The following is a 14,422-nucleotide window of genomic DNA, read 5'->3' as shown; positions in this document are numbered from 1 at the left end:
TGGAAGGTATCCATCATTCCCGGGAAGGAAGAGATGGGAAGGCCCTTGACCGCTACGGAAGAACGGACGGCCACAAAAACCTGATCCGGGCCGGTCAACTTATCTATGGAATCCGTCAATTCCCTTAATAAATCGGCAGGAATTGGGGCGGAGATAATCAGGTCTCTGATTTCATTAGTCTTACCCTCGATAATGGCATAATCCTCGTAATCAAAACCGGCAACGATCCCATTAATTTTGGGCTGCAAATCATTTTTTTCAAGGTGATGATGAAGAGAATCGGCCAAGACGCAGAAACCAGGCGGTACGTTAAATCCTGCCTGAGTCAATTCCCCTAAGTTGGCCGCTTTTCCACCGGCCTCCTGGATATCTTCCCTGGTCATTTCTTCGAAAAATTTAACGAAGGTTCCGATTGGGATCACCACCTTTTTTATAGAGTCTTTCTTTAAGTCAGTATAATATCAAAAATAATGCCAGGAAGTTCTTGCTTCTCAATTTGTTGTAATAATTGATAATTTAATAAAGTAAAGGTAACAGGCCGAAATTAGATGAAATATTTTAACTTATTGAAATTTAATGATATTTTAAGACAAAACGTGACGCATTTTTGTTGCATGCCACAAAAATGGTTCGCCGCACAGCAGTTGCTCTCTTCCCTCAAATCCCGCCGTTGGCGGGACTCCTTAAGCGAAGCGATCTTCGAACAACGCAAAAAATCGAGGATAGTTCAAAATTCTGCTAGATAAATTCTCAGACTTAGCCGGTTAGAACACCTGCGACTGAAAGCAGGTTGCCGGGGTATATATTTCCATGAACTTCTTAGGAGTCCTTTAGAAAGGGATTCTGGGAGAGTTTGTACTTTCTTAGCAGCCGTTGAAAACTGCTTCGATGCATATGGATTTCTCTGGCGCTTTTCGAAATATTCCAATCGGTCTTTCCCAATAATTTATTGAGATAATCCTTTTCGAAGGCCTCGATCAGCTCTTTTTTGGTTTTACGGAAATCAGGGAGTTTTTGGGATTCGGCCGGTATTCCCTGATAAGCAGGCATAACCACGCCCTGGCCCAGGCCTCGGATTTCGGCCGGAAGGGCTTCCAGGTTAATAATCTCGGTATTGCTCGTAATGATCATATGTTCCATGACATTTTTCAATTCCCGAATATTACCCGGCCAGGGATAATCGATCAGGTATTTTAAGGCTTCATTGGACACCTGGGATATTTTGCGGCCGATTTTTTTATTAAAAATTTGAAGGAAATAGTCGATCAGGGGGAAGATATCCTCTTTACTTTCCCGTAAAGGAGGCAAGTAAATCGGAACGACATTCAGGCGATAAAAGAGGTCTCTTCTGAATTGCTCTTTTTCGACTAAGGTTTTTAAGTCCCGGTTGGTGGCGGCGATGATCCTGACATCCGTTTCCAGATATTTTTCTCCGCCCACCCGTCGAAAGCGCTTACTTTCCAGAACCCTTAAAATTTTAGCCTGGAGTTTCAACTCCATATCCCCGATTTCATCCAGGAAGAGGGTCCCTTTGTGAGCGACCTCAAATAACCCCCTCTTCAATCCAATGGCACCGGTAAAAGAGCCTTTTTCATGACCAAAGAGCTCACTCTCCAACAAATTTTCAGGAAGGGCGGTGCAATCGACGGTAATGAAAGACATCTTAGCCCTTTGGCTTTTTTTATGAATCATGGCGGCCACCAATTCTTTCCCCGTTCCGGTCTCGCCATAAATCATTACCGTGCTGGTGGTGTCGGCTATACGATTGACTAAATCCAGGACATCATAAAATTTTCGGCTCCTGGTAATAAGCTCCCCATACTGGTAGCGATCGATCTGCCGTTCCAAAACCTCGATCCGATTTTCTAAGGAGATCAATTTCAGGGCCTTTTCAATAACGATTTTTATCTCATTATAATCAAAGGGTTTGGTAAGATAATCAAAGGCCCCCAATTTAATGGCTTCCACTGCGCTGCTGATATCCCCGTAGGCGGTGATAATAATCACATTGGTCTGGACATCCATTTTTTTTATTTCTTTCAACACCTCGAGACCATTGATATCCGGGAGATTCAAATCGAGGAGTACCAGATCAATGTGTTTCCGGGTTAAATGAGTCAAGCCCTCTTTGCCGTATTGGGCCGAATAGACTTCGAAGCCGTCTTGAGCCAAGGAATTGCCAAGATATTTTCTGATATTCTCCTCATCATCGACAATTAAAATACTTCTGGCTAATTCCACTGCTCCGATCCTTCCTGGTCAATAATAGGTAAATAAATCGTAAATATGGTTCCTGATCCCCTTTGGCTCTCTACTTTAATGATTCCTTTGTGGGCCGAGACGATCTCCTTACAAATGGACAACCCTAATCCCGTACCTCCTGGTTTTAAGCTGTAAAAGGGTTTAAAGATCTCCGGCAGATGCTTCTGGTTTATCCCGATCCCGGTATCGGCCAGCGTAATACACAAAAAGGATTTTTGGCTCGAAAGAGTTTCTTCCGGTGAATCTATTCGGGTGGAAACGATGATCTCTCCCTTGTCCGGAATGGCTTGAGAGGCATTTAAAAACAGGTTGAGCAATAATTGATAAATCCGATCCCGGTCGATAAAAACATCCTGGTCTTGAGTACATAATTTTTTTTCCACGGTGATGTTCTTCGACTCTAACTGACCTCCCAAATGAAAGAGGACTTCTTCAATAATTTCTCCTATAATCCGCTGATTTTTTTTTCTAATTCGATATTCGGTTTTTTTGGCTTTCAAGAAAGAGCTGACCGTTTTTTGAATACGGTTTAGATCTTTCATGACACTGTCCAAAATCTGAATATTTTCTTTTTTCTGAAGACTTCCATATAGCGTGGAAAGGCCCAATTTAATACCGGTCAAAGGGTTGTTGATTTCATGGGCTAAGGTATAGGACATATCGGCAATGGAAGATAGTTTGGCGGATTCAACCACCTCCTTTTCCAATTTTTTTTGATTGGTCAGGTCATTAACAATGGACATGACGTAGGTGATGTGATTGGAGTGGTCGAAAATAGGAATAGAGATGGCTGAAAGATAGTGCAGGTTGCCACGGGGTGAATAATAGGTAAATTCATGGGTCAGGCTCTTTACCCCGGTTTGCAAGGTACTTTTTAATCGCTTTACAATGGCCTCTTTATGCCTCTGGTCGAAATCCGGTAAAAATTCAAGGGGTGTTTTCCCTAAGGCATTTTCCTTTTTGATTTCAAAAATTTCTTCAAAGGGATCATTAATGAAAATGACTTTAAGCTCCCGATCATGCAGAATGACCGCCGCATTAATCCCTTGAACAATATTATTTAAAACTTTTTCATCTATGATTTTAAAGGCTTTCATTGCGCTTGGACCAATTTCGGAGTGTGCGTTAAAGGTCGTTGAACCTGAAGGTGGCTCCCTGAATTTGAACACTTCGTGGAATCACCATGAAAAAAATACTCCAAATTGGTAAAAAAGGGAAGACCAAATTAAAAGGAGATTACATGCGAAAAGTTCGTTCTCCCTTGACTTAGGGGGACCCTAACGTTATATAATGCCTGCCCAGGCAGCGCTTCACTCCGCCTCCCTGGCCGGAATCATCGCAACAGGTTTTCGCCTGGTGACGGGGTCTTTTAACGCGTTGATCAAACATGGAAAGGTAAAAATTTGTTAATCAAACCGGATTGCATCCCCTGTATTTTAAAGATGGCCGTCTCGGCCATCAGGAAATTGACCGATGATGAGGCGGTCCTTAAAGAACTGACGATTAAAATACTCCAAATTCCTGCCTTGCGGGGCATTGACTGGGATCTCACCAGCGCGGGAGCCGTTGAACCGGTCATGGATATAATCGTGGAGACCTTCAATACACCTGATCCGTTCCAGGCCATAAAGGAAGAACAAAACAAAAAGGGGTTGGAACTCTATCCCCATTTAAAGCGATTGGTTCAGGAATCATCCGATCCCCTTTTCACCGCCGTTCAATTGGCCATCCAGGGAAATGGTATCGACCTGATGATCTCCGATCGTTCAATAGATGTTGAAAAGGCCCTCGGCCAGGAGTTGCAACAGCCGATAGACGAAAAATCCTTCCTGACCTTCCGGGATAAATTAAATAAAGCCCGCCTATTACTCTACTTAGGGGATAATTCAGGAGAAATCGTCTTTGATAAGGTCCTGATAGAGACCATCAGGACCTTATACGATCTTGAAGTCTTCTTCGTGGTCCGGAGTGTGCCGGCTTTAAACGACGTCACTATCCGAGAGGCCCAAAGTGTGGGAATGGACCGCCTGGCCAAAATTATAGAAAACGGACTGAAAGCCCCTGTGCCGGGGACCATCTTGTCCCGATGTTCCTCGGAGTTCAGAGAGTTGTTCGAGAATTCCGATTTAATCATCTCCAAAGGAGGCGGAAATTTTGATTCCCTGGAAGAAGAAAAGGATCACGCCAAAGATATAACCTTTCTCCTCCTGTCTAAATGCCTTCCCTATAGTCGCTATTTCCAGACCGGGATGTACCAACCGATCTTGGCCAATAGATTTTAATTCGAAAATAGATTTTTGGCACGGATTTCACGGATTACACGGTTAAAACCATGGGGTATCCCTCGATCCCGTTAAGTCTGGATTGAGGGATGAAATGGTTAATCAGTGTGTCAGGCTTTGCGCCTGACCCGTGCCTAAATAAGCCTTTGACTGGTCTATTCCCATGCCTCATGGCGCCCGCCCCGGGCATGAGGTTTAGTTCGAAAATAACCCTGGATTAACCTCCATGCTTGTTTGTTCTCCGTCATGCCGGACCCCGTATCAAGTACGGGGTCCGGCCCGATCCGGCATCCAGGGGGTTACGGACTTTCTTTAGCTTGGATTCCGGCTTTCGAATAGGGTTTGTTTTTGGAAGATGACCTGATGGGCGGCATCCCTGAGAATGTGACTTGATTTCTGATCCTATTTTGAGTACGATAGAACCCAATATGAGTACAAAACAATTTTCCGATATCCTTTCAGTGGCTCTTTTTGGAAAGACCAAACGGGCAGTGCTGGCTTTGTTTTTTGCAAACCCGGAGGAATCCTTTTATCTACGACAGATTGCCAGGATAACCGCTGCCGGGCAAGGATCGGTTCAGCGGGAATTAAAAAAGCTGACCGAAGCAGGCATCATCGAGCGCTTCGAGCTGGGCAATCAGGTCTATTTCAAGGCCAAACGTAGTTGCCCCATTTTCCCTGAGTTAAAAGGACTGATATTGAAAACAGCCGGGCTGGCAGAGGTACTTCGGTCCGCTTTATCATCGGTGTCTGACAGGATCGACCTGGCCTTCGTCTTTGGCAGTCAAGCCCGGGCGGAGGCCAAAGCTACCAGCGACATAGATTTATTTATTGTCGGGAATGTTGATGAGCTTGAACTGCACCGGTTTATCAGTCAAGCCGAGGGGCAACTGAACCGCCCCATCAATTATACCTTTCTGACCCCTCAAGAGTTTAAAAAGCGACAGAAGGAAAAAGGAGGGTTCCTCTCACGCGTTTTGGCCGGGGAGAAAATTTTTATTATAGGGGACAGCCATGGATCTTGAGGAACTCCTTAGAGAAGGACGCATCCGTAAGGAGAAAATATCCTTTCAAGAAATTAAAAGGGCTTTGGCCAGGGCAGAGAGGGATTTGAAAACAGCACGAAAAATAATGGCCGAGGATTGGGATTGGGGTTTTGCGGTAACCTATAATGCCGTCCTCCAGGCCTCCCGGGCTTACATGTTTGCTAAGGGCTATCGTCCATCTCACGGGGAAGGTCATAAGAATACCTTTACCTTCATGAAAATCGTCATGGGGGAGGAGTACGAGGATTTGATCTCCTATTTTGACCGCATGCGCAACAAACGAAATCAAGCTATTTATGATGTGGCCGGATTAATTACCGAAACGGAAGCCAAAAACCTTTTTGCCAAGGCGACTGAATTTGTAAAATTGATTTTTATAGCCGTCAACTTTGAAACTTCCAACCCGAAAGGCTAGTCCATGAAACAGCCCGGGAAGCCCCCTTTTAAAAAGAAAACGGACCTTGACAGGATAAAGCTTTTTATTCGTGAAGGGGAGGGGCTTACTTTAGAGTTCAAGGAAAAATTCACCCCTCGGATAGATGAAGACCTGGTAGCCTTTGCCAACACCAAGGGCGGTACCTTGCTACTCGGAGTCCGGGATAACGGCTCCATTTCCGGGGAACGCCTGTCCAACGACCTGAAGGCACGGATCAACAGCCTGGCCAGGAACTGCCAGCCCCCCATTGCCATTGAGATGACTCAAACAGATAATGTAGTGGCTATTGAGGTGCCGGAAGGATCTGAAAAGCCCTATAGCTGCCGGGCCGGATATTTCAGGCGGCTTAACGGGACCACCCAGAAGATGAGTCACCAGGAAATTCGGATCATGTTCCGGGAAAATGAAACGGTTCCTTTTGAGGAAAGGACGGTCAGAGGGTTCTCTTTTGAGGATATTTCCAAGGCCAAGATTCGTTCTTTCATAAAAGAGGCCGATATCCATCTCGGCAATATCTCTGCCGCCGATTTCCTCCGCAGCCTGAAAGTAGCCGATGAATCCGGTGTCAAAAACGCGGGTATTCTCTTCTTTGCCAAGGATGTTTATGACCACCTGCATCAGGCCCAAATGACACTTCTGGCCTTTAAGGGGACTGACCGGCTCCACATATACGACCGTAGCGATGTAAGGGACGATTTGCTAACCCAACTCAATGAGGCCGTTGCGTTTTTAAAAAAACATCTAAACATCCGAAGTGAAATCCGGGGATTCGATCGGGAGGACATTTACGAGATACCCCTCGATGTCTTACGAGAGGCATTGGTGAATGCCCTTATGCACCGCGACTACAGCATCACCGGTACGCAGGTCAGTGTCGAGGTCTATGATGACCGGGTGGAGATCGTGAACCCAGGCAGTCTACCTGAAGGTCTTTCAATTCAGGACCTTGGCAAAGTTTCGGTGCGGCGAAATGAAATAATTGCTGATCTGTTCTTCCGTTTGCACAAGGTCGAGCGTATTGGCATGGGAATCCAGAAAATGAAGGATGCCATGGCAGCGGCGGGACTTCGCGAACCGACCTTCGTACCGAACGCCTTCTTCCGGGCCATTTTCTATCGCTCGCCGGAATTTGCCCTGAAAGAAAAAGAGAGGGGTAGGCCTCCAGAGTTGGTGGAAGGGTTGGTGGAAGGGTTGGCGGAAAATCAGAAAAAAATCCTGATACTGATAGCTCGTAACCCTCGGGTATCAAAAAAGGCAATGGCCCAATCACTGGGCATAAGCACAACCGCCATAGACAAAAACCTAACGACATTGAAACAAAAAGGCTTTATTCGCCGTGTCGGTCCGGATAAAGGTGGATATTGGGAGGTGGTCCCTTGAGAGGAACGACAACCGAGGGGGAAATCAAGCTCAATGTCACCGTTAGCACTACAATCGATATAAAGGCGAATCCGGGGAACAAGTGATTAAACAGGTTTATGTCCAAGAAGAGGCCCAAGTCACACCTCATGATACACCCCAAAGGGAATTTGGATTAAGTTTTTGGTGGAGGATAGAAGGGTTTACTGTTATGCAACTCGGAATCAACGTCCCGATTGTGGTAAGTTTTAAAATGATAAGAAAACGACCGCATTTCCATCCCCTCGATCCTTCCACCTCAAAGAGAAGTAAGACACCTTTGGCAGAAAATGATTCGGCAAAAAGTTGGGATTGACTTTAACTGTTTGTTATGGTTTAAGTTGTTCATCATTAAATAGTTTTTCGGCTGGTAACCCTAACCCGAAAGGCTGGTCCATGAAGCAGTCTAACAAAAACCCCATTTTTTGAAGAAAATGGGGTTTTTGTTTTCACGACGGTGGATCTAAGATATTCGATAACATAGAAAATGACGGCACCATCGGCCTTAACGAGATAATCGACAGTTCGGAGCGAACAAGATTTCTGAGTTGGTTGTTTTAATCTCAGGAGTTGAAAGAGATTGCCGACAAGATTGACCTCAGTAACGAAATCAGGAGATACTAAATGGCAGATAACAACGAATTGGAAAGAACGCTCTGGGCGGCGGCGGATAAGCTGCGCAATAATATGGATGCGGCGCAGTATAAGCACGTCGTTTTAGGGTTGATCTTTCTCAAATACATCTCCGATGCCTTCAACGACCTGCATGAGAAACTGAAAGAAGGAAAGGGGGAGTTCGAAGGGGCAGACCCGGAGGATCGGGACGAATACCTGGCCCACAATATCTTCTTTGTGCCCGAGAAAGCCCGCTGGCAATTCCTTCAAGACCGGGCCAAGCAGCCGGGGATTGGCAAGCTCGTTGACGAGGCCATGGAGGCCATCGAGAAAATCAATCCTCCACTCAAAGGGGTTCTGCCCCAAATTTTTGCCGATCCCGATTTGAGTAAGCAGCGTCTTGGTGAGTTGATCGACCTCATCGCAACAATCGGATTTAATCAGGATGGCCACCAATCACAGGATTTACTTGGGCGGGTGTATGAATACTTCCTCGGCCAGTTTGCCGACGCCGAAGGCAAGAAAGGAGGGCAGTTCTGGACTCCGCAAAGTATAGTCAAACTTCTGGTCGAAATGCTGGAGCCTTACAAGGGACGCGTTTATGACGGCTGTTGCGGCTCGGGCGGCATGTTCGTCCAGAGCGAGAAGTTTGTCCTCAGCCATCAGGGCAACATCAAGGATATTTCGATTTATGGGCAGGAGTCGAACCCCATCGCCCAAGGGGCGAAGCTGGAAAAGATCATTACGGAATTTGAAATATGTCAGACAGTGGCATCTCTTCTATAGCCAACGTGAACCAATTGGGCAACAACCTGTTCCGCAAACACCGCAGAGCGAGATCGGGCAACAGATTGTTGCCCAAATTACGGCCATCCCCTGGGGCCATAACATCGCAAATCATCACCAAATGCAAAGATGTGGATGAGGCACTGTACTACGTGCAAAATACTATGCTCCACAACTGGAGCCGCAGCGCATTGCCGATAGTTCGAACCGCGGCAGGTCGTATGTTTTATCGGAAATTTGTCGGAAATGAATTAGAAGAATAAAAAATCCGGCGAGATGCCTATGGGGTAATCGAATAATCCCGGCTTTAAACTGGTCGAATTCAACCAGTTTGGATTGAATCCGCTTTTAAAATCTCAAAGTGGCCTTGCACCTCAAGGGGTTGAGCAACAGGGTCAGGCCGTCCAGGGCACTGCGGACATGGATATCGGCGGCCAGGATGGCATCGACGGCGCACCCTTCCCCTTCGGAAACGGCAATCCCCACCCTGGCTGATTTCAGCATCCGACGGTCGTTGTTCCCGTTTCCAAAGGCGACGACCGATTCCGGGCCGAGCTTTTTTAGGTAGTCCTCTTTTTGCACATCGTGATTCGGGCCGGTCAGGATATGGATCAGGCATGGAACCCCGGCCAGTTCCTCTTTGGCCCTCCCGAAGGTGTCGGCCGTCAGGATATGAATCGTCAACAATCGGGCCAGTTGGTTTAAGGCGTCCTTGACGCCGGGAAGTAGCCTGCCGTCCACGGAAAGGGTCCCGGTAAAGTCCGATACCAGATGGGCCAACCGCACCGGGCCGAAACCCGGGATATCGATCTCAATCATAGCGCCTCTCTGTTAACTCTTTTCTTCCTTCAGATAGCTTTTGATTTCTTCATCATGGGGATCCCTTTTGAGGGCCTCCAAAAAACAGTCCTGGGATTCTTTTTCTTTCCCGAGGGTTTGTAAGGCCAGACCCAAAAGCCGGTAAACCTCTTTGATCTCATCCCCGCGGGACAAGGCCTGGTTCAAGGCATTTACCGCCCTTTTTGGGAACCCATTCATCAACAGGGCCTTGCCCAGGTTCAACCAATAAAGGCCTTTGTCCGGCTCGATTCGGGTGGCCTGTTGGCAAAGAGACAAAGCCACCTTGATGCTTTCCCCCTGACCAAGGTAAAGGGCCCCCAGATGGCTCAAGGAAAAGGCGTCCTGGGGATGAATTTTCAAGGCTTTTTTATAATAGGCCGTAGCCTCCTTCTGTTTCCCCAGGGATTCTTCGCACTCCCCCAGAACCCGATAAATAAACCCTTTCTTATCCGGAGTCTCTTCGGCCTTTTTAAACCAGTTCAGTGCCCGGTGCAAATCCTTTTGGTCCCGGTAAAGCCGGCCCAGATGATAGGCCAAATCAAAGGGTGCCCCATTTTTTTGGGCCAGGGTTTCCCAGGTCTGGAGGGCTTTTCCCCCCTCACCCAACCGGGCATAGGAAAATCCGAGATTAAAGGAAGCCATAAAATCTTCCGGAGAAAGGGCCAGGACCCGGTGGAAGGATTCAACGGCCTGATGAAGTTGGCCCAGATTGGCATAACAAACCCCCAGGCTGTTTAAGGCATTGATGTTGTTCTGGTCCAAAATCAAGGCCTTTTCATATTCCCGGACGGCCCCCTGGACCTCTCCATGGTTATAGAGTTTGTCCCCGCTGATGTTAAGGGTGACGGAATCAAAGACGACAATGGAACCAGGCCCCAGGAAGGCCAGATGATCCAGGGTCTTGATGGTATTATCCAGGATCTCCCCTTTATGGAAAGGGACGCAGGGGTAATCGGCCAGGACAAAGGAAAGGGAAAGATTGAGCGTTTGTTTCAAGTGTTCGCTTACCTTCCTGGCCCACAATCCGGCCTCTTCCTGATCCATTTCCGGGACAAAAAGAATGAACCCGTCGCGGCCGTAGGGACCGATTACCCCGTTGGCCGGGAGATTCTCCTCAAGGTTAAGGTTCATTTCTTTTTGGATTTCCAGGAGACTGTTTTCGCCCCAGAGCTTGAGGCGGTCGGTATAATCATCCAGCCGTCCGATGAGGAGAGAAAATTTTTCGGTGCTTTTTAAGGCTTCCCGAAACTTCAGTTGGAACATTTGAAAAGAACGAAGAGGACCATTGGACAAAAGGATCTCCCCTTTGGTCGCTCCCATCTTTTGACTTAAAGGGGAAACCAGTCGTACCCGATCATTTTTCAGGATGGGTTTTCCCGATTCCCTAAGATAGACGATCTCGGCAATACAGAGATCTTCCTGGATCTCGAGTGGAATGGCCAACCCTTTCTCCTGATCCGGGTTGTCCTCTTCCGGAATTGAAAAACGCATAAAGGGACTGACCCCGGCTTTTTGCCCCAGATTGATGACTATCCGATGGCTGGGGAGGAGATCCAACACCTTCCCGGCCTGATAAAGTATTTCATCATAGCCCAGGACAAAATTTTCTCCCCAATTTTTAGCAAGTTCCAGGGCCGTCCAGGCCTTGTCCCACCAGGTGGTCATTAAGGAATACTTTGAAGGGTTTCCTTGAAAAGTTTCCTGGTCTCGATGATCAAGACCTGCCCAGCCGACTTGATAGATCCATTTCTGATCGATTTCGGAAGAAATGCGGAAGGGTATGGAAGATGGACCATCCCCCTCTTCCAAAGAAGGGATTACAAAACCGATAATCAGGGGCTGATGATGAATGGCGGCCAGGATCGTTCCTGCCGGGAAACAACCGGGAAGATCTTTTAACCAGATTTGAGAATCCGTTTCCAGGAAGGTTGAAAAGGTACCGGTCTTGTTCTGTTTGGAATGAAGGGAAAGGAAGCCGAGGATCATGGTCTGGGAAGGTTGTCCCCCGGCCAGACTCAATTTTTCCGGTTTTAGCTCGCCCCCTTTTTTAGACCAATCCTTTATTATCCGAATTAATAATTTCCGAAAGGCCCATTCATGATAAAGCCCGGTAACCGGATCCAACTGAACCTGTTTTTTTAAGGCCGCCATATCGAGGGCCAGGCTGGATAGACGCTCCAGAAGGTGCCTTTCCCGGTCATCCGGAAGCTGGGAGAAACCAAAGAAGACCAAAAATCCTATGGATTTGCCGTGAAAGGCCAAGGGCCAAAAAAGCCTTTTCCGCACCGGATCATAATGCATTTCATATTCAGTAACCCACCGTACTTCCACAAACTCTTCCAGTTTTCCCCCTTCCTTCCAACTCAAAGCCGACTGAGGGTGTTCGGGAAAATAAAAATTGATAGACTGGAAAGGGAAAAGATCATGGAAGATCCTCGAAAATAGAGAGCGGGAGGCCATCAAATCTTTTGTGGAAAGGTCGGGAATGGTTGAAAAAGACATGCCTGGATATCCTTCCGGATCCATCCTTATTCATGGATATTATGTACCAGAAAGGAAGATATATGGCTGCCTGAAATTTGTCAACCAACAGTATTAAAAATAATTGTTTTTTCTTTTAAGTATGATAAAATAATAAATTTTATAAGGTATTGGTAATCGGATTTCATGCCCGGCAGGCGCCATGGGGCTTGAAAATGGATTAAAAGGGGCAAAGGGCTATAGGCGATGGGCAAAGTGCAAGGTCCAAGGTTTTTACACCTGCAACTTGAAACTTGCAACTTTCTCTTCAACTGATCCCCGAACCCTGATCCCTGAAAGTTATTTTCCTGTCAAAAGGGGGAGAGTTTATTCCTCAGGAAGAAGAAGTTCCCCATTATTTAGGTCATCGAAAACGGTTGAAGGACCGCTTTGTCCGGTCCGGATTGGAATCGTTTCAAGATTACGAGGTGGTGGAACTCATCTTGACTTATGCCCAGGCCCGGAAGGATACCAAACCTCTGGCCAAGGCGCTGTTACAGACTTTTGGCTCCCTGAGAGGGATATTAGAAGCCCCTGTTGAAGAACTCAAAAGATATCAAGGGCTTGGAGAGCATAGCGGCTTACTTTTTAAACTGATTAAAGAAGCCTCGGACCGTTATCTCCGCGATCGCTTGCTTGAGGCTCAGGATGTGATCACCTCTCCAATGGATCTGGTTAATTATTGCCAGTCTAAAATGGGCTGGCTGAAAGACGAACAATTCCGGTTGATCTATCTGAATACCCGGAATCAGGTTATTGAAGAAGAAGTTTTGCAGGAGGGGACGGTGGATCAAACCGTAGTCTATCCCCGGAAGGTCATGGAAAGGGCCATCAGGTTAAAGGCAACCGCTCTGATCCTGGTCCATAACCATCCGGCCGGTTCGCCCTATCCTTCTCCGGAAGATCGGGAGTTGACAAGGACATTGATGCAGGTGGCCAGAAATTTACAGATAAAGGTCCATGACCATTTGATTATCGGACGGGAAGGTCATTTTAGCTTTTTGGAAAATAACCTGATATAATCTATGAACAGCATGGGGGATGACGAAAAAAAAATGAGCGACGCTGAAATCTTGCATAAAGAGTTAGAAGAAATTTTAAAACACAAATGGATAGAATCGGAAAAGGCCGGATATGATCTGGGCGATCAGGCGGTCTGGGACTGGGTCCAAAAATATGCCCATGAATTCAGGGAATACTGGCAAAAAAAGAATTCCTCCTAAGCCCCCACGGATTTGTTTCCAACCTCCCTCCTTTTTTTGTCGTTGCAAAACAGAACAAGTTGTGATTATTATGTTTTTATTTTTTTGGAATGATTTGGTATGGCCCATCCAAGCAAAAAAGATCTTTTCCGGGTCAAAGCCAAAGAAGAGGGATACCCGGCCCGGTCGGTATACAAGCTAAAAGAGATCCAAGAGAAATATACACTGATTCGACCCGGGCAGCGCATCGTCGACTTAGGCTGCCATCCCGGTTCCTGGCTCAAGTTTTGTTCTCAGACCGTGGGACCGGAAGGTCTGGTCCTGGGATTGGATTTGAAAAATCCGACGATTCCAATGTCCCCTAATATTGCTTTCTTAAAAACCGACCTGTTAACCGTCCCGGAAGAACAGATCAAGAAATGGGCCGGCGAAGTCGATTTGGTTTTAAGCGATCTCTCTCCCAAAACAAGCGGGATAAAATGGCTGGATCATCAGCGTTCTCTGGATTTAAATAACCGGGCCTTGGATCTCGGTTTTCTTATTTTAAAAAAAGGGGGCGCCACGGTTTTAAAGATTTTTGAAGGGCAAGGCTCAAAAGATTTTATAAAAAAAATGAAAACCCGGTTTGAACAGGTTCAGATTCATAAACCCAGGAGTTCACGTCAGGAAAGTCCGGAAATCTATTTAATCGGGAGAGGATTTAAAAGGTAATCCATATTGTATTAAAGCTTCGTGCCCGCCTGATGCGGGCTTCACGTAATATGAAAATTTCATTTTTTTATTAGTTATTGAGGATAAAAGGAGGAAGGTATGTCCGGGCATTCCAAGTGGAGCACCATAAAACGAAAAAAAGGGGCCGCCGATGCGAAACGGGGAAAGGTTTTCTCAAAAATTATCAAAGAGGTTACTATCGCCGCCCGAATCGGAGGGGGAGACCCGGAGGGAAATCCCCGGTTGCGGGCAGCCATCGCCTTGGCCAAAAGTGAAAATATGCCCAAGGATAATATCGACCGGGCCATTAAAAAAGGGACCGGG

General features: G+C 46.7%; 14 protein-coding genes. 9 read left to right on the top strand and 5 right to left on the bottom strand.

Going from position 1 to position 14,422, the window contains the following annotated elements; translation table 11 throughout:
- From HY879_27730 to HY879_27720, 3 genes are all read right to left on the bottom strand, one after another.
- Window positions 1-425 (bottom strand): phosphoenolpyruvate synthase (locus tag HY879_27730; protein MBI5607140.1); only part of this gene is annotated, 425 nt, incomplete at its 3' end.
- Window positions 426-819: 394 nt separating this feature from the next.
- Window positions 820-2,241, bottom strand: coding sequence for a sigma-54-dependent Fis family transcriptional regulator (locus tag HY879_27725; GenBank protein MBI5607139.1), 1,422 nt, complete (start codon window positions 2,239-2,241; stop codon window positions 820-822).
- Window positions 2,232-3,359 carry a PAS domain S-box protein gene (locus HY879_27720; GenBank protein ID MBI5607138.1) on the bottom strand — a complete coding sequence of 376 codons (1,128 nt, stop codon included), beginning with the start codon at window positions 3,357-3,359 and terminating at the stop codon, window positions 2,232-2,234. Before HY879_27720 ends, HY879_27725 begins: the two co-directional genes overlap by 10 nt.
- Before the next feature lie 306 nt (window positions 3,360-3,665).
- On the opposite strand from HY879_27720, the gene HY879_27715 reads away from it, so the two are divergent.
- From HY879_27715 to HY879_27695, 5 genes are all read left to right on the top strand, one after another.
- Window positions 3,666-4,544 carry a DUF89 family protein gene (locus HY879_27715; GenBank protein MBI5607137.1) on the top strand — a complete coding sequence of 293 codons (879 nt, stop codon included), beginning with the start codon at window positions 3,666-3,668 and terminating at the stop codon, window positions 4,542-4,544.
- Window positions 4,545-4,972: 428 nt separating this feature from the next.
- Complete coding sequence (locus tag HY879_27710; protein MBI5607136.1) at window positions 4,973-5,569, top strand: nucleotidyltransferase domain-containing protein; 597 nt, start codon at window positions 4,973-4,975, stop codon at window positions 5,567-5,569.
- Entirely contained in the window at window positions 5,559-6,005 is a 447-nt protein-coding gene (locus tag HY879_27705) for a HEPN domain-containing protein (GenBank protein MBI5607135.1), read from the top strand. Before HY879_27710 ends, HY879_27705 begins: the two co-directional genes overlap by 11 nt.
- Window positions 6,006-6,008: 3 nt before the next feature.
- Window positions 6,009-7,406, top strand: coding sequence for a putative DNA binding domain-containing protein (locus HY879_27700; GenBank protein ID MBI5607134.1), 1,398 nt, complete (start codon window positions 6,009-6,011; stop codon window positions 7,404-7,406).
- A 642-nt stretch (window positions 7,407-8,048) separates the two neighbouring features.
- A complete protein-coding gene (locus HY879_27695) occupies window positions 8,049-8,825 on the top strand; it encodes an SAM-dependent DNA methyltransferase (protein ID MBI5607133.1) in 777 nt (258 codons plus the stop codon).
- Between the two features lie 348 nt (window positions 8,826-9,173).
- Here HY879_27695 and HY879_27690 read toward each other — a convergent pair whose 3' ends face one another.
- Together HY879_27690 and HY879_27685 are read right to left on the bottom strand one after the other, a co-directional pair.
- Entirely contained in the window at window positions 9,174-9,644 is a 471-nt protein-coding gene (locus HY879_27690) for an HAD hydrolase family protein (GenBank protein ID MBI5607132.1), read from the bottom strand.
- Window positions 9,645-9,656: 12 nt separating this feature from the next.
- Window positions 9,657-12,167 (bottom strand): tetratricopeptide repeat protein, encoded by a 2,511-nt coding sequence (locus HY879_27685; protein ID MBI5607131.1) that lies wholly within the window; start codon window positions 12,165-12,167, stop codon window positions 9,657-9,659.
- Between the two features lie 347 nt (window positions 12,168-12,514).
- On the opposite strand from HY879_27685, the gene radC reads away from it, so the two are divergent.
- The 4 genes from radC to HY879_27665 all read left to right on the top strand — a co-directional run.
- Window positions 12,515-13,207 carry a DNA repair protein RadC gene (radC, locus tag HY879_27680; protein ID MBI5607130.1) on the top strand — a complete coding sequence of 231 codons (693 nt, stop codon included), beginning with the start codon at window positions 12,515-12,517 and terminating at the stop codon, window positions 13,205-13,207.
- A gap of 33 nt (window positions 13,208-13,240) precedes the next feature.
- Entirely contained in the window at window positions 13,241-13,408 is a 168-nt protein-coding gene (locus HY879_27675) for a hypothetical protein (GenBank protein ID MBI5607129.1), read from the top strand.
- Window positions 13,409-13,507: 99 nt separating this feature from the next.
- On the top strand, window positions 13,508-14,098 hold the full coding sequence (locus HY879_27670) for an RlmE family RNA methyltransferase (protein ID MBI5607128.1): 591 nt from the start codon (window positions 13,508-13,510) through the stop codon (window positions 14,096-14,098).
- 99 nt (window positions 14,099-14,197) lie between these two features.
- The coding region (locus HY879_27665; protein ID MBI5607127.1) for a YebC/PmpR family DNA-binding transcriptional regulator at window positions 14,198-14,422 on the top strand (225 nt) is incomplete at its 3' end.

The organism is Deltaproteobacteria bacterium (genome assembly GCA_016219225.1).
GTDB lineage: Bacteria > Desulfobacterota > RBG-13-43-22 > RBG-13-43-22 > RBG-13-43-22 > RBG-13-43-22.
This window is presented reverse-complemented; position numbering and strand designations above follow the sequence as displayed.